This window comes from Brevibacillus ruminantium, assembly GCF_023746555.1.
In the GTDB taxonomy this organism is placed as follows: Bacteria; Bacillota; Bacilli; order Brevibacillales; family Brevibacillaceae; genus Brevibacillus; species Brevibacillus ruminantium.
The window spans coordinates 1,117,845-1,142,013 of the sequence record NZ_CP098755.1; the positions used below are offsets into that span (position 1 = coordinate 1,117,845).

The window sequence follows — 24,169 nt, forward strand, 5'->3', positions numbered from 1 at the left end:
GGTACCGGCGGTTTTTTTTGCAGTGAACCCTTGGCTCCGCCAGAAAAGTGCGGAGCCAAGGGTTCACGGTTAGTCTTTCAGTTCCACAATCTTTGTCGCGATATGCTTGCAAAACTCACTGTCATGCTCCACAAACAGGATGGTCGGAGAATGCTCCAGCAGCAGCTCTTCGATTTGCATCCGGGAAATGACGTCGACAAAATTGAGCGGTTCGTCCCAAACATGCAAATGAACCCGCTCACTGAGGCTTTTCGCGATCAGCACCTTTTTCTTCTGACCGCCGCTAAAAGAAGCGATGTCCTTTTCAAATTGCAATCGCGAGAAATCGAGTTTTCGTAAAATCGACTTGAACAGACTTTCGTCAATCCCGCTGCTTCTGGCGAATTCCGACAAATCGCCCCGCAAGTGCGAGGTGTCTTGCGAAACGTAGGAAATTTTCAGTTGGCTCCCGCTTCGAAGCACGCCGGCATAAGGAATGTCCTCGCCGCAAATCAGTTTGAGCAAGCTGGATTTTCCTGAGCCGTTCGGACCGGTGAGCGCAATACGGTCCCCTTGCTCGATCGCAAAGCTGACGTCGCGGCAAACGATCTTCTCGCCATAGTGAATCGAAACGCGGTCAAGCTCGACTAATTGATGTTTGTGATACGACATCTGCGTTATTTTCAGGCTTTCCGAGCTTTCGACGTTTTTTAGCAGCTGGGACCTTTCCTCGATTGCGGATTGTTGTCTTTGCTCGATCGACTTGGACCTCTTCATCATTTTGGCGGCCTTGTGACCGATGTACCCTTTATCGACCTTGGAGCCGGAGTTGCGGGTGCCGTTTTTGGTTTTTTCCACTTCGTGCGACCAGTTGCTCGTTCGCTTGGACGCTTCGGACAGCCGCTTGATGTCCTTCCTCAGCTTTTCGTTCTCGGCCATCTCAAAGTTGTCCTGTCGTTGTTTGTTCTCCCACCAGTCGGAAAAATTTCCTTTTTGGATGTCGATATTGGTCTTGTTGATCGAAAGAATGTGGTCCACGCAGTTGTCGAGAAATGCCCGGTCGTGCGACACCAAAATAAAGCCGCTCTTTTCGTTCAAATAATCGCTGACCAGCTTCCGAGCATGCAGGTCCAGATGGTTGGTCGGCTCATCAATGAGCAAAAAACTGTTTTCCTTCAAAAACAGGGCCGCCAGCAGCACCTTCGTTTGTTCTCCGTTGGACAACGATTCGAACGGTCGGTATAACACGTCCTCCGACACCTTTAGCAGTGAAAGCTCGCGCAGAAGCTGCCAGTGCTCATAGTCCGGATAGATGTCCGCGACGACGTCGACGGTATTGTTCTCTTTGTGTTCAACGTGGAAGGGGAAATATTCGAAGCTGACGTTGGCCGAAATCGTTCCGCTGTATTCGTACTTGCCGAGCAGCAGATTGAGAAACGTGGTCTTGCCCCGGCCGTTTCTCCCCGTAAAGCCCAATTTCCAGTCGGTATCAAGTTGAAAGCTTACATTCTCAAAGATGTTGTCGTAACTGCCGTCATAGGCAAACGTCAGGTTCGTTACCTTGATCAATGACATGCCGGTAACCTCCTTTGTCAAAATAAAAAAGAGCTACAAGAAAGTTACCTTTCCTGTAGCTCAAAAAATACGGCAAATCAAACCCATTGCAGGGGATGAAAAGGGTATATTTTCTGAGTGAAAAGAATAAGGTAACTTTCTTGCCATGAAAGAATAAAACAAACACTGTTTATTCTTTAAACGAGGGCAAGAAATATTACATTATCCTCTTCATCTCCTATCGTTACGTGTTAGCGGAATTTTAACTTATAGGTCGAGAAGTCTCCCACTTCTAAAACCTTACAGCGTTTGGTTGTAAGTGGGGGATCAATCGACTTTGGACAAGGACAGGCTTTTGCCTGTTCAGTTGTCCGACACTTTGGTAAAATCTACTTATGATGTTCTTTGATAACTGGATATATGGGGTTGCATGGAGAAACAAAATGCGAAAACCAAGCTTATCCTTCCATGCGTAAAATATCCAAGGTAACAAAAGAACTCCGAAACGTCGGACATCTAGGGTAGGGACTACCCGAAGTAACGCTCGAGGAGACGAAAGGTTACTTTCGTCGTGGATTTGAGAAGCTCCCACTTCAAGGCGTTAGCCTAAGTGGAGAGTAGTTCACCATATCCGCTTTTTCAACATCCTATAAAGTTCGTCAGGTCGCTCCCCATGCCCCACAGCGCTTCAAGGATCGCATGACTTAAGTAATAGAAATTTTCTAATAATTGCGATACAATAAAGACGGCTATCCATGCAGAGAATATACACAGGGGGTAGAATCGTGATCATCCAAGTGACGGACTTGAAAAAAAACTACGGGAAGCTGCAGGTTCTCAAAGGGATTACCACTCAGGTAGCGGAAAGAGAAGTGGTCTGTGTCATCGGTCCTTCCGGGTCAGGGAAAAGCACGTTTCTGCGCTGTCTGAACCAGTTGGAGGAAATGTCAGGCGGACGCATCGTGATCGACGGGCATGATCTGACCGATCCCAAGGTAGATATCAACAAGGTGCGCGAAGAGGTGGGTATGGTATTCCAACGCTTTAATCTGTTCCCGCATAAAACGGTCCTGGATAATGTGACGCTGGCTCCGATCAAGGTAAAGAAAATGGCACAGGAGGAAGCGCGAGCAAAAGGCTTGGCCTTGCTGCGAAAGGTTGGGCTGGAGGATAAAGCGGATGTCTATCCCGAACGGCTCTCCGGCGGTCAGATGCAGCGTGTTGCGATTGCCCGGGCTTTGGCCATGAATCCCAAAGTGATGCTGTTTGACGAACCTACCTCTGCACTCGACCCGGAATTGGTGGGCGAGGTGCTGGCCGTCATGAAAAATCTGGCGAGCGAAGGGATGACGATGATCGTCGTGACGCATGAGATGGGCTTTGCCCGGGAGGTAAGCGATCGCGTCATCTTTATGGATCAGGGAGTGATTATGGAGGAAGGTCCTCCGGAAGAACTGCTGACCGACCCGAAAAACGATCGGCTGCGTTCGTTTTTGCGCAAGACATCCGCATAGGGAAAGCCCCCCTCTGGATGAAGTGCACCCCTTAAAGTAGACATTGGAAAAACACCCTGGTGTTAAAACCGATGATTATTTTAGGGGGTGCTTTTTTCATGGCTAAAAAGGGAAAAATTCCAATCATTTAGTTTTGAGTTAAAGAAGAAAGCGATTGAGATGCGGTTACAGGGAATGACTAAGCAGCAGGTGGCCGATGAATTAGGGATAGCGGATGTGCAACGTCTGAAAGTATGGATGAGGCAATTCCGGTTGTATGGCGATTTTGGCCTTATGGATCACCGTGGACGACGGAAGGAGTACGTTGATAAGGATCGTTACATGAAGCGTTTAGAGATGGAGAATGCTGTCCTAAAAAAGTGGTTAGAAATTACGAAGAAGGAGGTGTACAAATCAAGTATCAACTCATAAACGAACTGAGAGATCGTTACTCCGTCCAGGCTTTGTGTAAGGAGCTTGGGATATCGAGAAGCGGATTCTACGCCTATTTGAAACGGAAGAACAATAAAAAGGATGAGACAGCGAAGCAACTCATTCTCTCCCTTTACAAGAAATATGATGGTATTTATGGCTACCGTCAGATTCAAATGCATTTGTACCAAGACCATCAGGTCTTGATGAATCACAAAAAGGTACTCCGTTTGATGCAAGAAATGGGAATTCGTTCTCGGATACGTCGGAAGAGAAGGCATATGGCTGAATCAACTGTTAGTTACCGTGTCGCTGAAAATCGGTTGCAACGATATTTCCATGCAAATCAACCAAATCAAAAATGGGTAACAGATGTGACGCAGTATCGAGTAGGTGACAAATGGCTGTACCTTTCAGCTGTAAAAGATCTGTTTAACAATGAAATTGTGGCATACCACACAAGTCTTCGTAACGATAATGATCTCGTTATACAAACTTTTCTTAAGGCGTTTGAAAAACATAAGGACGTGACTGGATTGATCGTTCACAGCGACCAAGGATTCCAATACACGTCCTACGCTTATCACGACATGCTGCCAAAGGTTGGCGCCCAAATCAGCATGTCCCGTCGAGGCAATTGTCATGACAACGCCTCTATGGAAAGCTTCTTCTCTCATCTCAAGACAGAAGCTCTCTATCCATATGATATACGAACTATGGAAGAGGTACAAAGACGAATTGAGGAATTCATCCATTTTTACAATAACGATCGACCACAAAGGAAATTAAACAAGCTGACGCCGGTTCAGTACCGACGCCAGCTTGCAGCTTAGGTGTTTTTTTAACTGTCTACTAAATAGGGTCTTGACCAGGAAAAGGGGGGTTTTACTTTTTGCCTTGAACATCCAGCAATTGACTGACGGTGACAAAACGATACCCCTGAGCCCGCAAGTCCGTAATCAGCTCCTGCAGCGCGGCGATGGTCTGCCGCTGATTTAATCCCCCGTCGTGAAACAGGATGATGTCTCCGGGAGCGACATTGCTCTTTACGCTTTTGGCGATGTGGGAGGCTGTGCGGGAAAGCGACCAGTCCCTGGGATCAATCGACCAGTGGATGATATCGTAGCCGCTGGACTGAACAGCACTCATGACATCATGGGTCATCACGCCGCCGGGAGGACGGTAATACTGGGCGAGCACGCCGGTTGTCCGAAGAATCGATTTTTCACCCAGCTTGATTTCGTCGTATATCTCCTGTTCGGTCAGCTTGTGCAGGTCATCATGATGATAGCCGTGATTGCCGATCTCATGTCCCGCCTTTTTGATCCATTGCATGATGGTGGGGAATTTGTCGGCCTGGGAGCCGAGGACAAAAAACGTAGCGGGTACTTTGTTTCGGTGAAGAACCTCCAGGATGATCGGGGTGTATTTGGGATCGGGACCGTCATCAAAGGTCAGGGCGACTACTTTGTTGGTCGTATCGATCCGGTGTATCGGCTCATAGGCGGGGAGAGGCGGGCTGGTCGCGCCTGTCGTCGTACTGCTGAAGAGGAGACAGGCGAAGAGAGTCAGGATGATAGCCGAGTAGCGCAAATTTCCCCCTCCTTCCGTTTACTATCTGTTAGCTTGGCCCAGGGAATTGAAAACATGCTGCCAAAAGAAAACAAGAATCTTCCCGCGTGCGGGATATGGTAAAATGGAGGCACCGTACATAGGAGAGGAGAGGAAATCGTGGAACTCCGCGGTATTTTGCACGGGCTGACCCATGAGTACCATGGGAAGGAGCAGCCTGTAGACTACTATCTGCAATTGGGCGAAGAAAGACTGCCTTTAAATGAGTGGCTGGGCAGTGAGCTGACGATCTCATTTTTGGGACAAAAAAACTGCATCGCCTGTGGACGAAAAACCAACAAAACCTTTAACAGCGGGTATTGTTACCCTTGCTTTACCAAGCTTCCTGAAAACGACCTCTGTATCGTAAAGCCGCATGAATGCCATTTTGACCAGGGGACGTGCCGGGATACCAGCTTCGGAGAAACCCATTGCATGATTCCCCATTACGTGTATTTGGCCGTTTCCAGCGACGTCAAGGTAGGGTTGACGCGAAAAAACAACCAACTGAAACGCTGGGTCGATCAGGGAGCGATTCGTGCAATCCCGATTGCCGAAGTGCCAACGCGCCGCATGGCAGGCGAGCTGGAGTTTCATCTCAGTCAGTTTCTCCCGGACAAAACCAATTGGCGCAAAATGCTGAAAGGTGACGTCCGCGAGGTGGATTTGCTCAGCCTGCGAGACGAGGTGTACGCCCATTTTCCCGACGAGTTCAAGCCGTTTCGCTATCGGGAAGACGAGTGGGTGGATATCACCTACCCCATCCTGGAGTCGCTGGACAAAATCAACTCCCTGTCGTTGGACAAGCAGGAGAGTATCAGCGGCAAGCTGATCGGCGCCAAGGCGCAATACCTGATTTTTGAAAATGGTGTGTTCCAAACCAGAAAGCACGCCGGTTATCAGGTACAGGTGACGGCCTCCGCATAAAGCTGCTTTTTTCCCTTCACACTAAAGAAGCACAGGTGTGATCAGGGAGGAGGTTGGGCGATATGACTGAGGAAAGCATGGAAATGAGTATGGAAGAAAGTATGGAAGAGAGCATCGAATATACAGAGCCTTTGACGGGAACGTTGGCGGAAGCTGCCGAGCTTGATCCGTTAGGCATTGGTTACGAGCCGCTTGCCCGGATGTGGCAGGTCAATCCCGGTGCGGAAGCGGTTCCAGCTTTTTCGGATGAAACAGAACCTGGAGAAGGTATGGTAACAAAATCCAAATAAATACGTCTTATGAAAAGAGAGCAGCCAGTGAATCGGCTGCTTTTTTATTTTGAAAAAAAATGCATAATGAGTATATGAATTAAAACGAAACCAAATATTTACAAAATCATGGATATGTGGTTAAATGTCTTAAATGCAAAGGTAGGATTTAGCGCAGAAGTTTCATTGGGAACAGAAACAACCATAACTACAACCTACACTTGGAACATACCCGCCAAGAGAGTAACCACAATTGAGTTCGGGTCAAGAGCTGTTGATACAAAAGGATATATAACTAAATACGTAGATGGAAGGGCGGTAAGTTCAACTCGTGTCTATGCTGACTACTCTTATGATGAATACTCTGAGAAGGATGCGAAGCCTTTGTAATAGAATAAGTCGAACCATCTGGAAAACCTGCTTTATTTTGCTATTGATTCTAAGTGGCTGTCAAACAGAGAATTTAACAGTGAACAATGAGACTTCGATTCAAACGTTACCGGAACCGATCAAGGAAAGCAAATCTTACAAATCTTTTGCGGAATATTCTACTGAGATCACGGGGCAACATATGAAGAATTCCGTACTTGAAATATCCAGGGACGGTAATTCGGCCAATCTTAATATTGAAATATGGTTGTCTACTGAGCTGAGAGAAAAAATGCTGAATACGGAAAGTCCCATCTATTATACTTTTGGTGATGTGATAGGAAGTGACAAAATAGGGAATCTACTTATAGAATCTCCACCTGTTATTCAATTTAAGTCCAGCATGATAGAAGAAACGTATATTCTTTCCCAAGAAATCAAATTTAAGAAGGAACTATCAAGTGAAGAAGAGAAGGAGCTTTTATCGCCTGAGAATTACCAACTTCAATTTCTAAATGAAGAAAAATTTCCTGTATATGTGATCATTGGTTTGGACCTATCTACGATCAATTAGCATGGCTCCATCAATCACTCCATATTCGTCGCTTGCCCGGATGTGGCAGGTCAATCCCGGAACGGAAGCTGTTCCGGGTTTTCCGGGTGAAAAAGAACCCGGAGAAGGTATGGAAACAAAATCCAAATCACATACGTCTTGATAAAGAGTAGCCAGAGGGAATCGGCTGCTTTTTTATTGGGAAAGGAAAGGAGCTGTGGTATCGGAATGAAGTTTCGATTCTTTGCAATCGTGTTTATGATCTTTTCTGTGCTAACTGGGTGTATGGCTGCTGAATCGGAGGAATTGGAGCCGCTGCATCAATTGTTGAAGGAAATGAAGAGCGAAGCGGAGAACGGAAGGATGAAAGGAATTGATCTTCCGCTAGGGGCAACTCTCGGGGAGGTTCAAGAACGCTACGGAAAGCCCAAAAGCTTTTCGAATGACGAATGCTGGACATACTCTTTCGATCATCCAGATACGGATGCGGTCTTTTTTTACCAGCATGATGCCTGCAGTCAGGAAAATGAACAAATAACGGACGATATACAAATGAACAAAATAACGGTCTCGCCCTCATTCTTTCAAATCACGGTACATGAGAAGGATATCCGCAAGGCGTTGGGTCAGCCATCTGACGAATACGAAAATGAAGCGTACGGCGGTTATTATCTGAAGTATCGGACAGGAGATTATCAATTGATTTTTGTTATCTGGGAAGATTCGGTTAATCGAGAGATAACTAGAGTAAGTATTGCGCTGGCAGATAGATAAGAGTGTATTCCTTTGAACCAGAAAGGAGGGGTCACCCATGCGTATCTGGGTCATTTCCGCAGCAAGTGCAGTAACGATTTGCGCCAGTGCCTGGGCAGGGTACATTGTGGGAAGTGATGTTCAGCTCAAGCAGCAAAGAGCTGAGGTGAACAGGCTGCAGTCTGAAAATGAATCACTTCGCACAAGAATGGAAGAGCAACGCCAATATGCAAAAAGGCTCACTGAAGAGAAAAGCATTGGGGGGATTCCAACAAATGGGGAGCAACAGCAGCCCTCGTCCGTTTTGGATGAGCCATCAGGAGAATCAATAGCGCATGGGGAAAAGTCAGCGGATCTTCAGCATCAGGCACAGGAGCCGCTGCTCGCAGACCGCGATGCCATCATCAATACCTTCCAAAGCATGGATGATAAAGGCGGAAGTTATTTGATCACGGAAGAGGAGAAACGGGAAATGATGGCGGACCCGCGCAGCCGGGACTACAAGTGGGTGCTGCGCCGCTTTGTAAAGGATCGCCTGAACAAGCAATTGGAGAGTTTCCAGACCACCAGCCGCACAGTGAATCCGCGGACTTTGCTGGTCACCACGACCGACAACACCGCCTATGAAATTGAGATGAAAAAATGGCCGGGCTACAATCAAATCTGGACAGTGGAGCGAGTAAACGACCTGTTTGTCAAAACGGCGCCGGAGACAGGAAAGCGATATGAGGTTGTCAAATATGAAGAGGTACCCGAAAAGGTACAGGAGTGGCTGAAGCCGCTGCTGGCGAGCAAGGACTGGAAGCAGGAGTATCTGGTAGATAATGAGACTACCTATGTACTGATCAAAACGCATTTCTCTCCGACGGATTCGGTAGAAATTGAAGATGTCAGCGTGTGGATTGACGAGATTACCGTTTCCTATCAAACGTATGATTACGCGAAAAGCAGGGACCACTCCCTGGTGAATCCGTATATCCTGCTGGAAATTCCCCGTACAGCCGCAAAGCATGTCACCTTTCACGAAACGCTGTCAATTGTGTATTGAGCCTGTCTCTTTTACAATAAAAGCAAACAATGGAAAAGTGGATGAAAGTGAGGAAATCCAAGCATGACAATCAAAGCCTACCTCTATGACAAATGCGGCACCTGCCGAAAAGCGAAGCAATGGCTGCAGCAAAATGGTGTTTCGTTTGAAGAGATTCTAATCGTGGATGCACCGCCTGCAGCAGACGAGCTGCACAGCATGTGGAGGGCGAGCGGGCTGCCGCTGAATAAATTTTTTAATACCAGCGGCCAGTTTTACCGCGAGCTGGGTTTGAAAGACAAACTGCCTGCGATGTCCGAAGATGAGATGCTGAAGCTGCTCGCCTCCAACGGCAAGCTGATCAAAAGGCCGCTTGTCTCCGATGGTCAAACCGTGACCGTTGGATTTAAGGAAGATGAGTACGAAAAAGCCTGGGGGAACCGCTGAGATGCGCATCCCCTCCCGTCGTCTGGAGCATCTGGCATCGGCGATATTTTCAGAGATGGCGCAGCGCAAGAAAATCGTGGCCGAGCGGCGTCCGGTTATCGACCTGAGTATCGGCAGTCCAGATCAGCCGCCCTCCCCCGAGCTCGTAGAGGTACTGGCCTCGGCGGTCCGCGAGCCGGACGCCTTTGGATACCCGATGAGCGAAGGAATTCAGGCGTTTCGCGAGGAAGTGGCCCGCTGGTATCACTACCGATTTGGTGTAGAGCTTGACCCGCGCGAGGAAGTCCATTCTCTGATGGGCTCCCAGGATGGTCTGGCGCATTTTGCTTTGGCCTGGTCCGATCCGGGTGACATGGTATTGGTTCCCGATCCCGGATACCCGATTTATGCGGGAGGTGTCCATTTGGCCGGAGCAGAGCCTTATCCGATGCCGTTGCTCGCGGAGAACGGATTCTTGCCTGATCTTGCGGCGATTCCCGCAGAGGTGGCCCAGCGTGCCCGCTTTATGATTCTGAACTATCCCAATAATCCCGTTTCTGCCGTTGCGACGCTCTCCTTTTTCGAAGAGGTCGTGGCTTTTGCCAAAAAGTACGATGTGATCGTCGTCCACGATCTGGCATACTCGGAAATGGCTTTTGACGGCTACCGTCCACCCAGCTTCCTGCAGGCAGCCGGGGCGAAAGAGGTGGGGATTGAATTCAATTCCTTCTCCAAAAGCTTCAACATGGCGGGCTGCCGGATTGCCTACGTCGTCGGAAATGCCGAGATTATCAAACCGCTGGCCGTGGTCAAATCCAATGTGGACTACGGGGTGTTCCTGCCGACACAGAGGATGGCCATCGCTGCCCTGCGCCATGATCGCGAATCGGGGGAAGAGAGCACCGTAGCTACCATCTACCAAGAGCGGCGTGACGTATTGATCGAAGCGCTGCATGATGTCGGCTGGACCATTGAGCCGCCCAAAGCGACGATGTTTGTCTGGGCGAGAATACCGGCTGGCTGGACTTCGCGAGAGTTTGCCTTTGCCCTCCTGGAGGAGGCGGGCGTCGTCGTGGTGCCTGGCAGCGCGTTTGGCAAGCAAGGGGAAGGATATGTACGCATCGCTCTGGTTCAATCTCCGGGGCTCTTGCGGGAGGCAGCGAAACGCATCGGGGAATGCGGTTTGCTATTTGCCAAGAACGGAAGCGAAACCGATAAAAAAGATGAATAACAGGCTTTCCCAGCGGCAAGGATATAGCTGGTGCGGCAAAAACGACAATTAGTTGAAATAATTCCTATATTGTATTGACTATAAAGAACATGGTTGATATCATGGAACATGTAGGCAAAAAACTTATTCCAAGGAGGTTTTACATATGGCACAACGTCTTGTAGGTCTTCCAGCTCCTGATTTTACAATGGAAACAGCACTGGGCAACGGTCAAGAGTTCGGAAAGGTATCTCTCTCCGACTACCGCGGCAAATGGCTGGTACTTTTCTTCTATCCACTCGATTTCACGTTCGTATGCCCAACTGAAATCATCGCAATGAGCGATTCCATCGAAGATTTCAAAGACCTGGATGCAGAAGTTCTCGGCGTATCCGTAGACTCCAAGCATTCCCACCGCGCGTGGATCAACACTTCTCGCGATCAAAACGGTCTGGGCGGCCTGAATTACCCGCTCGCTTCCGACTTCCTGAAAACAACTGCTCGCGACTACGGCGTACTGGATGAAGAGGGCGGCGTTGCATTCCGCGGTCTGTTCATCATCGATCCAGAAGGCGTTCTGCGTTACCAAGTGGTAACTGACCTGAACATCGGCCGTTCCGTAGAAGAAACTCTGCGTGTTCTGCAAGCTCTGCAATCCGGCGGTCTCTGCCCAGCCAACTGGCGTCCAGGCCAAGGCCATCTGACTGCGAAGTAAGCATAAACCAACACGCAAGATAGAGCAGCCATAAAGGCTTGCCGGTTTTACAAAGGGTCTAACAGAGGTTAGGCCCTTTTTTTAAAAATCCAAGACGTTTTGAAAGGAGTTGTCCTTGATGCGTTTGCGTGAAGAATTGCCTGATTTCCCGGGGATTACCGAGTGGGTGAACGGGCAGGTCTCCAAGGCTGATTTGGCCGGAAGTCCTGTTCTGATCCATTTCTGGTCCGTAAGCTGTTACATGTGCAAAGAATCCATGCCGCAAATCCTCGAATGGCGTGACAAATACGCAGCCAACGGTTTGAAAGTCATTGGAATCCACATGCCTCGCTCTGAATCCGATACGGATATCCAAAAGATTAAGGAAACAATCGTCGAACACAATCTGACCCATCCCATCGCGATTGATAATGAAATGAAGACGGTAGACGCTTTCCAGAACGAATACGTGCCGGCTTTCTATCTCTTCGATGAAAACCTTCAGCTTCGCCACTTCCAGGCCGGCGAAAAGGGACTGAACCTGGTGAAAAAACGTCTTCACCGAATTTTGGGGATTGAAGAGGAATCCTAGGCCTTATGTCCAATTAATATGAGGTACATGATTGAACCTGATAGGAGGATACGAGAACGATGGAATTCCCGAAACATCTTCGTTACAGTGAAGAACACGAGTGGGTTCGTGTCGATGGAAACAAGGTCCATATTGGTATTACTTCTTTTGCTCAATCCGAGCTGGGCGACATCGTCTTTGTTGAATTGCCTGAAGTAGGCTCTACAATTACACAAGACGAACCTTTTGGCAGCGTGGAATCCGTAAAAACGGTTTCTGAGCTGTACGCTCCTGTCAGCGGAAAAGTAGTGGAAGTAAATGGCGAGCTGGAGAGCGCACCTGAGCTGGTAAACTCCTCTCCGTACGAGCAAGCCTGGATGATCGTGGTAGAGCTGTCTGATGAAAGTGAGCTCGACAAGCTGATGGACGCGGACAAATACGAAGCGATGGTAAAAGAGTAGTTTTTTCCAGAATGCATAACAAAAGACCGGGGTGAGATCCCAGGTCCTGTAGGCAAAGCCTTGGTCTAGGAATGAACTAGACTAAGGCTGTTTTTTATTTGGGGCGCTAGAACTTGTCTATGAACTCGGCCACCTCCCAATTTCCTTGTTTCTGTTTTAGTCTGATTTGACCGTAGCCGATGAAACTTTTTCCGATTGGTCTTGGCCATTCGCTTTTGCCAATCTCGTCAGGGTCTTGCTTTTCATAAAAAATGACATCGATGATGTACATGTCATTATCTCCTACTCCGTTTGCGTTCAGGCTGAGAATGACAAGGTTTTTGTCGAGAGGGGGGGCGTCTGGCTTCCGTTGTTTGTCGGTTGCTTGTAACCAGCTTTTGGCTCGCTCCAGAATGATTTTCTCCTCTTCGGTTTTGAACGAAAATACAGGCAGTAACGGGGATACCTCGTCTAGTATGAAATTTGTCTCTTCAACATATTGTTTGATCATGTTTTGTAAGCCAACTTCTTTGTCTTTTAATTGTGCGATTTCTTCCAGCAACGCTTGTTTTTCTCCGTCCGCCCCCGCAGCCTCTATACTCGTCATGCTGCATCCATATAAAGTGAGGCATAACCCGACCAGTGCGAATAGAGTATAGGCTCCATTCTTGTTCAATAGACTGTCCTCCATTCAATCCATTTTCCAAATATTTACTATCCATGATAGGCTATTTAATGGGTACGTGCAACAATACTCTGGTTACATCCCTCATGATCAGTAGCAAAAAAAACATGCTTGGCGTTCTCTGTTTAGACTGGAAATATTCCCCGAGCCGAATGTGAAAATTCGCAAGCGAAAATAGAAACCTTAGTCCTAATCAAAATGGTATCAATGGCCTATTGCTAGTAAAACGTTCCAAGTAGTCAGAAAACGATGGTCTTTTCATTTTTTTTTCGATACAATAGAAAATATATTCCATCCTTTGCGAACTGGTATGATTTTCGACTAGAGTCGACAGTATCTCGTAAGCTACAATGCTAGTACAGACAAAAAGCTGGATCTATCTGAGGGCAATTTCTTTCTATCCGGGACTTTTGTCCTTGTTTGAGAGAGAGGAAAACGACTTTTATCCGTGTTTTTGTTTGGTAAAAAGGAGGGGGAGACATGAGTTTTTGCTGTGGTGCCGGAATGATCGGGTCGATAGGAACGGTTCGTCACTATAAGACGTTGGTGCACAACGTGCCTATCATGTTCTGTCCGGTTTGTGATCGAATCGAAGTACATCCTGGCATTGAGGGAGAGTACGAGATTCTTGTAGAATACGCACAAGGGGATCAAGCACCTGAAGTTGATTTTGCTGACTTCGTAAGTGTTGACAATACATCGGAGTTATTTGAGAATTGTACAATGACGGATGAAGCGGGAAGCTTCTCCGAAGTTTTGAAGCAGCAGATTGACATCTCGTTGGATTTGCTGGGGATTGCAAAAGAACTGAAGGATCATGAATGGCGTGAAGCGCTGTTGTTTAGACTGAAGCGTTTAAGTGAACGCTTAAAGCATTACAATCGACGCAAGGAAATGTCGAAGCGCAGCGCTTGACCTGAGTTGACGTAGGAGGCAGTGTAAATGTTTCATTTGAAAGGCGTGCATCATATCGCATTAAATTGCCGGGATGTGGTGAAGGTCGCTCGTTTTTTTAAGGACATCTTGGAAGTATCCATTCCTGAGGAAGACATCGAAGAAGGGGCGCCTATCTACTTTCAAATTGGCACTTACACGAGGATTGGTCTCCATCCATATACGGGCGATGAAGGGAAAAATGGCGTCGGACAAGTGGATCATCTTGCGTTTTCGCTGACCAGCCGTGCTGAACTTGATTATCTCGTCGACAAGCTGGAAGCGGAAAATATCTGTTATCGCGGGCCCATTACCCGCCCGACCAGCTTTAATCTTTATTTTGAAACACCGGATGGACACCATCTGGAAGTGCGGTTAGACAAAGACGAGCTGGATGTAGACGAATAAGACCAATCGGACAAATAAAATGAATTTGATGAACAGATAGATCATCCTGACATCTTTTTGGAGCGCTTCGGGGCGTACGGATAAAGGATGTCTTTTTTTTGCAGGAAATGTCGAGAAGAAAACGGGCGCTTTGACAGAGCCCGACAACCCTTGCTACGTCTCGCCAAAGGATTCGACCAAGAGGGCCGGGAACTTCTTTGGAAGAGCGGAAAGGGGGGCGGCGTATGGGAAGCGGACATCTTGATTCCATGTTGAACCGCGTGGTGGTTCAGGTGGGCAGCAAACGCCATTTGAAAGGAATCATGGCAGGATGGGAGAGGCGGGTGGGAATCGAAGCAGTAGATGAAGGTTTGCGCTACTGCCTGCACTTTTCCTCAGAAGAGGTGGCTTGCAGGGAATGGCTGGAGCCGATTCATGTGCTGGTATCCGGTCAAAGACAGGATCTAGAGCGCATGTTTGGCGGCGACGAGCTGGTTTACCTGGGCGCCAGACAGTCGGTTTCGATTAAAGGCCCTCTACGCGATCAACTAAAACTGGATGCGCTGCTTCGACTCACGTGTCAGTGAGGAAAAGCGGCGTTTTTCATTTTTCGGTCAATCAGGGGGAGTTGCCCGATGCGCGGACCTGGACAGGGTCATGTTATAATATCCGCAGGAGGTAAGGGAGTGTGAGAACAAAAATACTGGGGAAAACAGGATTGTCTGTCTCGGCACTGGGTTTTGGCGCCATGCGATTGCGCGGCTTGGATCAGGCGGAGGCGGACCGGGTGGTCAATCATGCGCTGGATCGCGGGATAACCTACGTGGATACGGCGGCGGAATACGGAGACAGTGAAGAGAAGCTGGGGAAGGCCATCAGCCATCGCCGCTCTGAATACGTGCTGGCAACGAAAACACAAAAGCGGACGTATCAGGAAGCCATGCAGGAAATCGAGCAAAGCTTACGGCGGTTGCAGACAGATTACTTGGATATCCTGCAAATTCACTACGTCAACTATCCGCATGAATATCGAGATGTGAAAAAGGCAGATGGCGCCTTGCGCGCAGCCGAAGAGATGAGGGCAAAAGGATATGTGGGACACATCGGGATCACCGGCCATCGTCCTGAGCTTTTGACTCGCTGGCTGCAGGACTATCCGTTTGCCACCGTGCTGTTTCATCTCAGTATGGTGCAGCCCTTTGCGAAGCAGGAGCTGATGCCGATGGCTGAATCGCTGGATGTCGGCATGATTGCGATGAAGCCGATTTCCGGCCCGTTTTTATCAAAGGTCAAAGAATCGCTTCGCTATTCCGCTGCTTCATCGGCGCATGTCGTTCTCTCCGGCATGCAAAGCATCGCAGAAGTAGACTTCAATATAGAAGCACTGGCACAGGAAGTGGCAGCAGAGGAACGCATGGCTTTGGAGGAAATGGCAGTGGGGCTGGACGAGCACGGCTGCAGACGCTGCAATTACTGCTCTTGCCCACTGGGAATACGGATTCCGGATACGTTGATCCCTTCCAGATATCGTGAAAAATTCGGCTTGTTAGAGGTAGGAGAAGAGCTCTGGCAAAAGTCTGCGGATCATTTTGCCGCGTGTATGACCTATGAGCCCTGCAGGGAAAAGCCGTTGTGTCAGCAAGCTTGTCCGTACCATTTGCCGATACAGCAAGAAATCAGGAGAGCCATAGACGAGAAAGTGATGTAAAGGGGATTTGCCACATGAGGGTTTTGGCCATCAGTGACATTCACGGAATGTACGACGAGTTTTGTGAACTGCTGGCGTTCATTTCTTTTTCACCGGATACCGACCGTTTGATTCTGCTCGGGGACTACATCGATCGCGGTCCCAAGAGCAAGGAAGTGGTGCAGAAGGTGAAGCAGCTGGTCACCCAGTATAATGCGGTCGCCATCAGAGGAAATCACGATGAGATGTTTCTGGACTTCTTGCTTCAAAGCGATCAGGAGAAGACAGACCGTTACCTTCGCAACGGGGGCCGGGCGACGATCGAAGCATACTGCGGGCAAGACTGGTTTTCTGAAGGAATCACTGACGAAAGCATCCAGCGTGCGAAGGGCTATATTCGGGAGCATTATGCAGAAGATATCTCATTTTTGCAACAGCTTCCTTACTATTATGAAACGGAGACACATATCTTTGTGCATGCGGGCGTCAATCCGGCCTACGAGAACTGGAAGGATACGCCTCCCTACGAAATGATCTGGATACGGGACCCCTTCTACCACCACCCGACCAGGGAAAAGCGCACGGTCGTGTTTGGCCATACGACGTGCAGCACCCTGCATGAAAAGCCGGAGATCTGGTTTGGCGAGGGGAAAATCGGGATCGACGGGGGATGTACCTTTGGCTCTCAATTGAATTGCTTGGAAATTCTGCCGGATGGATACCAGGTGTATGCCGTCCAAACCAAAAACAAACCGGCGTTGTCCGATGTGAGTGTGTAAACAAGCAAATGTTACATACTATAAGACAAGAAAAACGGAAAGACGAGCATTCACATTTTCTTCACACCTAAAAATTAAAATCTTGTAGCTTATTTGATCAAATGTGATATACTAATTGCAAATCAACCGATAATTACAATCACATTAATGGATAGATATTGGGAAGGAGATCGTTCACAAATGGAAACCAAAACGGTTCACAAACTTACTGACGTACTGGCGACTGAACAGGTACACTTCAATCTGCCTGTTGCAAAGCTCGTTGAGATGGCAGTAAAGCGCGGAGAAGGCATCATGACGGACAAAGGGGCGCTCAACGCGTTAACAGGTAAGTTTACGGGCCGTTCCCCCAAAGATAAATTCGTAGTGGACGAAGCTTCTGTACACGATCAAGTGAACTGGGGTCCTGTGAACCAGCCAATTACAGCGGAAAAGTTCCAGCTTTTGTATCAGGATGTCATGGAATATCTGCAAACGAAGGAACTGTTTGTCTTTGACGGTTTTGCCGGAGCGGACGAAACCTACCGGCTGCCAATCCGTGTGGTGAATGAATATGCGTGGCACAATCTGTTTGCACGTCAGCTTTTCATTCGTCCGTCGGCTGAAGAACTGGCTGCTCATCAAGCTGAGTTCACCGTTGTTTACGCGCCTACCTTCAAAGCCAATCCCGAAGTGCACGGAACCAACTCGGAGACCTTTATCATCACCAGCTTTGAGCAAAAAACCGTGCTGATCGGCGGAACCGAGTATGCCGGTGAAATGAAGAAATCCATTTTCAGCGTCATGAACATGCTCTTGCCGCAGCAAAACGTGCTTTCCATGCACTGCTCTGCAAACGTGGGAAAAGAAGGAGATGTCGCTCTTTTCTTCGGATTGTCCGGTACTGGGAAAACGACTTTGTCGGCTGACCCGGATCGCTTCCTGATTGGCGATGATGAGCATGGCTGGTCCGACAACGGCGTATTCAACATCGAGGGCGGCTGCTACGCCAAGTGCATCCGACTTTCCGAGGAAGGCGAGCCGCAGATCTGGAAGGCGATTCAGTTTGGCACCGTGCTGGAGAACGTAGACATCGATCCAGAGAGCCGTGTCGCTGATTACGACAGCGAGAAGTACACGGAAAATACGCGTGCCGCTTATCCGGTCGAAGCCATTTCCGGAGCCGTGATTCCAGGTGTGGGCGGCCATCCGAATGTGATCATTTTCCTGACAGCAGACTCGTTTGGAGTGCTCCCGCCGATCTCCAAACTGACCAAAGAGCAAGCGATGTACCACTTCCTGTCCGGCTACACCAGCAAAATGGCCGGTACAGAGCGCGGGGTAACAGCGCCGCAAACCGAATTCTCGACCTGCTTCGGTTCGCCGTTCCTGCCGCTTCATCCAGTGGTCTATGCCGAAATGCTTGGCAAAAAGATTGATGAGCGCGATGTCCAGGTGTATCTGGTCAACACCGGATGGACAGGTGGCCCTGTAGGGGTGGGCAATCGCATGAAGCTCTCCTATACGCGTGCGATGGTAACCGCAGCTTTAAACGGAGAGCTGGCCAAGGCTGAATATGTGGCTGACCCGATCTTCGGCGTGCAGGTGCCGACCTCTTGCCCGAATGTCCCGTCTGAAGTGCTGCTGCCGCGCAATACGTGGGTGGATCAGGCTGCCTACGACGCTCAGGCACGCGATCTGGCAAACCGCTTTATCGACAATTTCCAGAAGAAGTTTCCGTCTGCGGCTGACATCGCTGCGGCAGGTCCGAAGGTGCAGTAACCAACCGTTTCACACCTAAAAAGATGGGGCTGTTCCTCCAATGACGATTTGGAGACAGCCCTTTTTGGTTTGCCAAAGGCATGTTTTCCCCGAAAATCAGGCAAAATAAGCAAATGCCTACGGTCTGAAAGGAGACTTTTTAAATATAATGATTTAAAAATTACAGATATGTTTCATACCTTGCTTTATAATAATTCTTATTATAAGATGGTTATTGAGAATGGATTGAGAATAAGTCAACTCATTTTTGAGTGTTACTGGAGGGAAAAGAAAATGACAGCATCACCGCATTTGCAGATAAAAAATCTTCGCGCCAAGATTGAGGACAAGGAAATCCTCAAAGGACTCAACCTGGAAATCAAGGGCGGGGAAATTCACGCGATCATGGGACCAAACGGAACAGGGAAATCCACCCTGGCTTCTACCTTGATGGGTCACCCAAAATACGAAGTAACCGACGGGGAAGTAATCCTGAACGGTGAAGACCTGTTGGAGATGGCTGTAGATGAGCGCGCACGTGCTGGTCTGTTTCTGGCTATGCAATATCCATCCGAAATCAGCGGAGTGACCAACTCTGACTTTTTGCGTTCGGCGATCAATGCCCGCCGCGGCGAAGGCAACGAAATCTCCCTGATGAAATTCATCCGCGAGATGGACAAGAAGATGGGCGCTTTGGAAATGGACGAATCCTTTGCCCATCGCTATCTGAACGAGGGCTTCTCCGGCGGTGAGAAAAAACGCAACGAGATCCTGCAAATGATGATGCTGGAGCCGGGGATCTGTATTCTCGACGAAATCGACTCCGGTCTCGACATTGACGCACTGAAAGTGGTAGCAAACGGCGTGAACGAAATGCGCGCTGCTGATCGCGGCTTCCTGATCATTACCCACTATCAGCGTCTCCTGAACTACGTGAAGCCTGACTTCGTACACGTGATGATGCAAGGACGCATTGTGAAATCCGGCGGTCCTGAGCTGGCTGAACGCCTGGAAGCAGAAGGCTACGACTGGATCAAGGAAGAACTGGGCATCGTCGATGAAACCGTCAACGCAAACGTGTAAGAGAAGGAGGCAGCAGTGAGATGAGTGTCGATATACAGCTCCGCTTCAATTCCGAAGCGATCACCGAGTTCTCCAAGGCTCATTCGGAGCCGGCATGGTTCCTGGAAAAACGTTTGGCCGGCCTGAAGGCAGCGGGCGAGCTGCAACTCCCCGTTTTGGAGAAAACGAAAATAGATAAATGGAATTTCGACCAGTTCGAGCCGTTCCACTCCGCAGATAAAGTGGCATCGGTTCAGGATCTGGACGATTTGGTCAAGTCCCAAGTGGATGTGGACAGCGTAAAGACTTTGCTGGTCCAAAAAAATGCCACGACCGTTTTTCTGTCGCTCGATGAAGAACTGACCAAGCAAGGTGTGATTTTCACCGATCTGGCAACCGCTCTGAAAGAACATGGCGAGTTGGTGCAAAAATATCTGAACACAGTCGTAGACTATAAGGAGCACAAGCTGACGGCGCTTCATTCTGCGGTGGTGAACGGCGGCCTGTTCCTCTACGTTCCCAAAAATGTAGAAGTAAAGGTGCCTCTGCAAGCTGTCTATGAAGTGGCCGGTGAGCATGCGCTGGTCTGCCCGCATGTATTGATCGTGGCGGAGACAAACAGCAAGGTAACCTACGTGGACACCTATGTATCTGGCGAAGGCAAGAACATGGTGGCAAACAGCGTTGTTGAAGTATATGTAGGCGCTGGCGCTTCTGTGCAGGTGGCGTCCGTCCGCTCTCTGTCCGAAGAGGTTCACGACTATTCGTTCCGCCGCGCGACGGTTGATCGCGATGGGAAAATGGAGTGGATTCTCGGCGAGATGAACGACGGGAATACCGTTGCCAACAACACAACGATCCTGAAGGGGACCGCTTCCCTGGCCGAAACCAAAAGCATCTCGGTAGGTACGGGCTCGCAGCGTCAAAACCTGACTTCTCAGGTACAGCACATCGGAACTCACTCCGAGTCGGAAATGGTGAGCAAAGCTGTGATGACCGATGAAGCCGTCAGCATTTTGAACGGAATTACCAAAATCGAAAAAGGCGCCGAAAAGGCAAACGGTGAGCAGGCAGAAAATATTCTGATGCTGAGCGAAAAAGCGCGCGGGGATGCCAACCCGATCCTCTTGATTGACGAGGATGACGTAAAAGCTGGCCACGCCGCTTCTGTCGGTCGTTTCAGCGAAGAAAGCATCTACTACCTGATGTCCCGCGGAATTTCCCGTCAGCAGGCAGAGCGACTGATCATCCTTGGCTTCCTGGACCCTGTTGTTGCCGAGATTCCGGTGGAAGAGGTTCGCAACCGGCTGCGCCAGGCGCTCGAAAGGAAGTTGGGTTAAGATGAATGCTAAGGAGCTTCGGCAATACTTTCCCATTCTTCACCAAGAGGTAAATGGCCACCCGCTGGTGTATCTAGACAATGGGGCCACCTCTCAAAAGCCGATTCAAGTCATTGAGGCAATGGATGCGTACTACAAGGAGTACAACTCCAACGTGCATCGCGGTGTTCATACGCTGGGCAGCAAGGCCACGGACGGTTACGAAGGGGCACGCGAAAAGGTACGCGCCTTCATCAATGCCCGTGAGGCGGCAGAGATCGTATTTACCCGGGGAACGACTACGGCTGTAAATACAGTGGCGTATGGCTATGCCCGTGCTTTTCTCAAACCGGGCGATGAAATTGTGACGACCCTGGTGGAGCATCACAGCAACTTCATCCCTTGGCAGCAGGCGGCAAAAGCAACCGGAGCTACCTTCAAATTCATTCCCCTGGCAGAAGACGGTACGATCACACTGGACGCTGTCAGAGAAACGATTACCCCGAATACCAAAATCGTAGCGATTCACCATATTTCCAATGTGCTGGGCGATACGACACCGATCAAGGAGATTGCAAAAATCGCCCATGAGCACGGGGCCATCCTGTTCGTGGACGGGGCACAAGGCGCTCCGCACACAAAGATTGACGTACAGGACCTGGATTGTGACTTTTACACATTTTCCAGCCATAAAATGTGCGGCCCGACCGGTATCGGCGTGCTGTACGGCAAGCGTGAGCTTCTGGAAAAGACGGAGCCGGTAGAATTCGGCGGCGAAATGATCGACTTCGTGGAGCTGTATGACTCTACTTGGAAGGAGCTGCCGTGGAAATTCGAGGGTGGCACGCCGATCATCGCGGGTGCGATCGGTCTTGGAGCCGCGATCGACTTCCTGGAGGAGATCGGCATGGACGAGATCGAGCGCCACGAGAAAAAGCTGATCGCTTACGCCATGGAGCAAATGCTTGAAATGGAAGGGGTCACGATTTACGGCCCGAAGCAAGACCGAAGCAGTTTAATCACTTTCAACCTGGCGCAGGTCCATCCACATGACCTGGCGACAGTGCTGGACAGCCACGGGATTGCCATCCGTGCCGGCCATCACTGCGCGCAGCCGCTGATGCGCTGGCTCAATGTGTCCGCCACTGCTCGCGCCAGCTTCTATCTGTACAACACAGAAGAAGAAGTGGATGTCTTTCTGGCAGGGTTGAAAAAGACGAAGGAGTATTTCGGCAATGTCTTCTCTTGATGATCTGTATCGCCGCGTGATTATGGACCACTACCAGAAACCGCGCAACCGCGGCAAGCTGGAAGAATCAGAAGGACTCATCGTCAATTTGAACAACCCGACTTGCGGGGACAGCATTTCGCTTTCCTTGAAGGTGGAGAACGGCATGGTCACCGATGCTAAATTTCTCGGAGAGGGCTGCTCGATCAGCATGTCATCTGCTTCGATGATGACGGAAGCGGTCAAAGGCAAGCCAGTAGAGGAAGCGCTCAAGCTGTCTCAAATCTTCTCCGATCTGATGCAAGGAAAAGAAATCGATGATTCGATTGACTTGGGAGATATCGAAGCGCTCTCTGGTGTAGCGAAATTTCCCGCACGCATCAAATGCGCCACCTTGGCTTGGAAAGCGCTGGAGCAAGGTGTTAAACAGGCAGGACAATAAATAACGTAAGGAGTGAACGGACATGGCGAAAAAGGCCCCTGAAATACAGGAATACCAATACGGTTTCCACGACAAGGACGTCTCGATTTTCCGCACGAAAAAGGGCTTGACCCGCGAGATCGTCGAGGAAATCTCCCGCATCAAGGATGAACCGGCATGGATGCTGGAATTCCGCCTGAAATCTCTGGAGATCTTTGAAAAGCTGCCGATGCCAAAATGGGGCGGCGATCTGGATGATCTCAACTTTGACGATATCACCTACTATGTGAAGCCGTCCGAAAAAGCAGGCCGCAGCTGGGATGAAGTGCCGGAAGAGATCAAGGCCACTTTCGACAAGCTGGGGATTCCGGAAGCTGAACAGAAATTCCTCGCGGGTGTATCCGCTCAGTACGAATCTGAAGTGGTATATCACAACATGCAGGAAGATCTGGAAGAACTGGGTGTTCTTTTCTGTGACATGGATTCTGCTGTGAAGCTGTATCCAGATATCGTGAAGGAATACTTTGCAACGGTAATACCGCCGGCAGACAACAAGTTCGCAGCGTTGAACTCGGCCGTATGGTCGGGCGGTTCCTTCATCTACGTGCCAAAAGGCGTAAAGGTGGAAACCCCGCTGCAAGCATATTTCCGCATCAACTCGGAGAACATGGGTCAGTTCGAGCGTACGCTGATCATCGTGGATGAGGACGCATTCGTACACTATGTAGAAGGCTGTACAGCGCCGATCTACAGCACAGACTCCCTCCACTCCGCAGTTGTGGAAATCATCGTCAAGGAGCGTGCACGCTGCCGCTATACGACGATCCAAAACTGGTCCAACAACGTGTATAACCTGGTGACGAAGCGCGCTGTTGCCTATGCTGATGCCAACATGGAGTGGATCGATGGCAACATCGGTTCCAAGCTGACCATGAAATACCCGGCAGTCATTATGAAAGGCCCGCGTGCCAAAGGTACCGTTCTTTCGATTGCTGTAGCAGGGAAAGGCCAGCATCAGGATGCGGGTGCAAAAATGATTCACCTGGCGCCAGATTGCACCTCGACCATTATTTCCAAGTCGATCTCGCGCGATGGCGGAAAAGTAACCTACCGCGGACTGGCCCAATTCGGCCGCAAGTCGGAAGGCTCCAAGTCCAACATCAAGTGCGATACGCTGATTCTGGATAAACTGTCTACGTCTGACACGATCCCGTACAACGAGATCATGAACGACAACATCACGCTGGAGCACGAAGCAACTGTCTCCAAGGTATCGGAAGACCAGCTCTTCTACCTGATGAGCCGCGGTCTCTCTGAAGCGGAAGCTACCGAGATGATCGTCATGGGCTTTATCGAGCCATTTACCAAAGAACTGCCGATGGAATATGCGGTAGAAATGAACCGCCTGATCAAGTTTGAGATGGAAGGTTCTATTGGATAGGATAAACGCATCGTCCTTAACCTATTTGTAACATGAAGATACGTGTCCGCAGCGACTCTCAGGTATGTGTGCCTGGTCGCTTGGACACGTATTTTTATTTGTCGAAAGGTACAAGTGAAGAAATCCCATGGGGTGGAATGTCATTACAGTTAAAAAAGCCGGTCTAACAATACCTGTTA

General features: G+C 49.3%; 27 protein-coding genes. 24 read left to right on the plus strand and 3 right to left on the minus strand.

Annotated elements, in window-relative coordinates; genetic code table 11:
• Window positions 1–69: 69 nt before the first annotated feature.
• Window positions 70–1,554: an Lsa family ABC-F type ribosomal protection protein gene (locus tag NDK47_RS05400; protein WP_251873843.1), complete on the minus strand. Its 1,485-nt coding sequence runs from the start codon at window positions 1,552–1,554 to the stop codon at window positions 70–72.
• A 764-nt stretch (window positions 1,555–2,318) separates the two neighbouring features.
• Between NDK47_RS05400 and NDK47_RS05405 the strand changes: the two genes are divergently transcribed.
• The 3 genes from NDK47_RS05405 (at window position 2,319) to NDK47_RS05415 (ending at window position 4,291) form a co-directional block, all read left to right on the plus strand.
• Window positions 2,319–3,047: an amino acid ABC transporter ATP-binding protein gene (locus NDK47_RS05405; protein WP_305883374.1), complete on the plus strand. Its 729-nt coding sequence runs from the start codon at window positions 2,319–2,321 to the stop codon at window positions 3,045–3,047.
• 174 nt (window positions 3,048–3,221) lie between these two features.
• Complete coding sequence (locus NDK47_RS05410; RefSeq protein ID WP_251873844.1) at window positions 3,222–3,458, plus strand: hypothetical protein; 237 nt, start codon at window positions 3,222–3,224, stop codon at window positions 3,456–3,458.
• Window positions 3,407–4,291: an IS3 family transposase gene (locus NDK47_RS05415; RefSeq protein WP_251873845.1), complete on the plus strand. Its 885-nt coding sequence runs from the start codon at window positions 3,407–3,409 to the stop codon at window positions 4,289–4,291. The genes NDK47_RS05410 and NDK47_RS05415 overlap by 52 nt, the downstream gene beginning before the upstream one ends.
• A 52-nt stretch (window positions 4,292–4,343) precedes the next feature.
• Here the strand turns inward: NDK47_RS05415 and NDK47_RS05420 are convergent, their stop codons facing one another.
• Entirely contained in the window at window positions 4,344–5,051 is a 708-nt protein-coding gene (locus tag NDK47_RS05420) for a polysaccharide deacetylase family protein (protein WP_407653383.1), read from the minus strand.
• A gap of 138 nt (window positions 5,052–5,189) precedes the next feature.
• Here NDK47_RS05420 and NDK47_RS05425 point away from each other — a divergent pair, with 138 nt between their 5' ends.
• The 10 genes from NDK47_RS05425 (at window position 5,190) to gcvH (ending at window position 12,329) form a co-directional block, all read left to right on the plus strand.
• Complete coding sequence (locus tag NDK47_RS05425) at window positions 5,190–5,996, plus strand: DUF2797 domain-containing protein (RefSeq protein ID WP_251873846.1); 807 nt, start codon at window positions 5,190–5,192, stop codon at window positions 5,994–5,996.
• A 62-nt stretch (window positions 5,997–6,058) separates the two neighbouring features.
• Window positions 6,059–6,286: a hypothetical protein gene (locus NDK47_RS05430; RefSeq protein ID WP_251873847.1), complete on the plus strand. Its 228-nt coding sequence runs from the start codon at window positions 6,059–6,061 to the stop codon at window positions 6,284–6,286.
• A 448-nt stretch (window positions 6,287–6,734) separates the two neighbouring features.
• Window positions 6,735–7,208: a hypothetical protein gene (locus NDK47_RS05435; protein ID WP_251873848.1), complete on the plus strand. Its 474-nt coding sequence runs from the start codon at window positions 6,735–6,737 to the stop codon at window positions 7,206–7,208.
• A gap of 207 nt (window positions 7,209–7,415) precedes the next feature.
• Window positions 7,416–7,961: a DUF4309 domain-containing protein gene (locus NDK47_RS05440; protein ID WP_251873849.1), complete on the plus strand. Its 546-nt coding sequence runs from the start codon at window positions 7,416–7,418 to the stop codon at window positions 7,959–7,961.
• A gap of 37 nt (window positions 7,962–7,998) precedes the next feature.
• Window positions 7,999–8,988: a hypothetical protein gene (locus tag NDK47_RS05445; RefSeq protein ID WP_251873850.1), complete on the plus strand. Its 990-nt coding sequence runs from the start codon at window positions 7,999–8,001 to the stop codon at window positions 8,986–8,988.
• 63 nt (window positions 8,989–9,051) lie between these two features.
• Window positions 9,052–9,414, plus strand: coding sequence for an arsenate reductase family protein (locus NDK47_RS05450; protein ID WP_251873851.1), 363 nt, complete (start codon window positions 9,052–9,054; stop codon window positions 9,412–9,414).
• 1 nt (window position 9,415) lies between these two features.
• Window positions 9,416–10,624, plus strand: coding sequence for an aminotransferase class I/II-fold pyridoxal phosphate-dependent enzyme (locus NDK47_RS05455; RefSeq protein ID WP_251876007.1), 1,209 nt, complete (start codon window positions 9,416–9,418; stop codon window positions 10,622–10,624).
• A 145-nt stretch (window positions 10,625–10,769) separates the two neighbouring features.
• Window positions 10,770–11,318: a peroxiredoxin gene (locus NDK47_RS05460; RefSeq protein ID WP_251873852.1), complete on the plus strand. Its 549-nt coding sequence runs from the start codon at window positions 10,770–10,772 to the stop codon at window positions 11,316–11,318.
• Between the two features lie 118 nt (window positions 11,319–11,436).
• Complete coding sequence (locus NDK47_RS05465; protein WP_251873853.1) at window positions 11,437–11,889, plus strand: redoxin domain-containing protein; 453 nt, start codon at window positions 11,437–11,439, stop codon at window positions 11,887–11,889.
• A gap of 59 nt (window positions 11,890–11,948) precedes the next feature.
• A complete protein-coding gene (gene gcvH / locus NDK47_RS05470) occupies window positions 11,949–12,329 on the plus strand; it encodes a glycine cleavage system protein GcvH (protein ID WP_251873854.1) in 381 nt (126 codons plus the stop codon).
• A 106-nt stretch (window positions 12,330–12,435) separates the two neighbouring features.
• On the opposite strand, the gene NDK47_RS05475 is transcribed toward gcvH, so the two are convergent.
• Entirely contained in the window at window positions 12,436–12,984 is a 549-nt protein-coding gene (locus NDK47_RS05475; RefSeq protein WP_251873855.1) for a hypothetical protein, read from the minus strand.
• A gap of 489 nt (window positions 12,985–13,473) precedes the next feature.
• Here NDK47_RS05475 and NDK47_RS05480 point away from each other — a divergent pair, with 489 nt between their 5' ends.
• The 11 genes from NDK47_RS05480 (at window position 13,474) to sufB (ending at window position 23,990) form a co-directional block, all read left to right on the plus strand.
• Window positions 13,474–13,908, plus strand: a complete 435-nt coding sequence (locus NDK47_RS05480; protein WP_251873856.1) for a hypothetical protein — start codon at window positions 13,474–13,476, stop codon at window positions 13,906–13,908.
• 27 nt (window positions 13,909–13,935) lie between these two features.
• Window positions 13,936–14,334: a VOC family protein gene (locus NDK47_RS05485; RefSeq protein WP_251873857.1), complete on the plus strand. Its 399-nt coding sequence runs from the start codon at window positions 13,936–13,938 to the stop codon at window positions 14,332–14,334.
• Between the two features lie 224 nt (window positions 14,335–14,558).
• The gene (locus NDK47_RS05490; protein ID WP_251873858.1) at window positions 14,559–14,900 is read left to right on the plus strand and encodes an SCP-2 sterol transfer family protein; all 342 of its coding nucleotides are present in this window, start codon (window positions 14,559–14,561) and stop codon (window positions 14,898–14,900) included.
• A gap of 101 nt (window positions 14,901–15,001) precedes the next feature.
• On the plus strand, window positions 15,002–16,021 hold the full coding sequence (locus tag NDK47_RS05495) for an aldo/keto reductase (protein ID WP_251873859.1): 1,020 nt from the start codon (window positions 15,002–15,004) through the stop codon (window positions 16,019–16,021).
• A gap of 14 nt (window positions 16,022–16,035) precedes the next feature.
• Entirely contained in the window at window positions 16,036–16,779 is a 744-nt protein-coding gene (locus NDK47_RS05500) for a metallophosphoesterase family protein (protein WP_251873860.1), read from the plus strand.
• A 180-nt stretch (window positions 16,780–16,959) separates the two neighbouring features.
• Entirely contained in the window at window positions 16,960–18,540 is a 1,581-nt protein-coding gene (pckA, locus tag NDK47_RS05505; RefSeq protein WP_251873861.1) for a phosphoenolpyruvate carboxykinase (ATP), read from the plus strand.
• 273 nt (window positions 18,541–18,813) lie between these two features.
• Window positions 18,814–19,602 carry a Fe-S cluster assembly ATPase SufC gene (sufC, locus tag NDK47_RS05510; protein ID WP_251873862.1) on the plus strand — a complete coding sequence of 263 codons (789 nt, stop codon included), beginning with the start codon at window positions 18,814–18,816 and terminating at the stop codon, window positions 19,600–19,602.
• A gap of 20 nt (window positions 19,603–19,622) precedes the next feature.
• Complete coding sequence (gene sufD, locus NDK47_RS05515) at window positions 19,623–20,921, plus strand: Fe-S cluster assembly protein SufD (protein WP_251873863.1); 1,299 nt, start codon at window positions 19,623–19,625, stop codon at window positions 20,919–20,921.
• 1 nt (window position 20,922) lies between these two features.
• Window positions 20,923–22,149, plus strand: a complete 1,227-nt coding sequence (locus NDK47_RS05520; protein WP_251873864.1) for a cysteine desulfurase — start codon at window positions 20,923–20,925, stop codon at window positions 22,147–22,149.
• Entirely contained in the window at window positions 22,136–22,570 is a 435-nt protein-coding gene (sufU, locus tag NDK47_RS05525) for a Fe-S cluster assembly sulfur transfer protein SufU (RefSeq protein ID WP_251873865.1), read from the plus strand. Before NDK47_RS05520 ends, sufU begins: the two co-directional genes overlap by 14 nt.
• Window positions 22,571–22,592: 22 nt before the next feature.
• Window positions 22,593–23,990, plus strand: coding sequence for a Fe-S cluster assembly protein SufB (gene sufB / locus NDK47_RS05530; protein ID WP_251873866.1), 1,398 nt, complete (start codon window positions 22,593–22,595; stop codon window positions 23,988–23,990).
• Window positions 23,991–24,169: the final 179 nt, after the last annotated feature.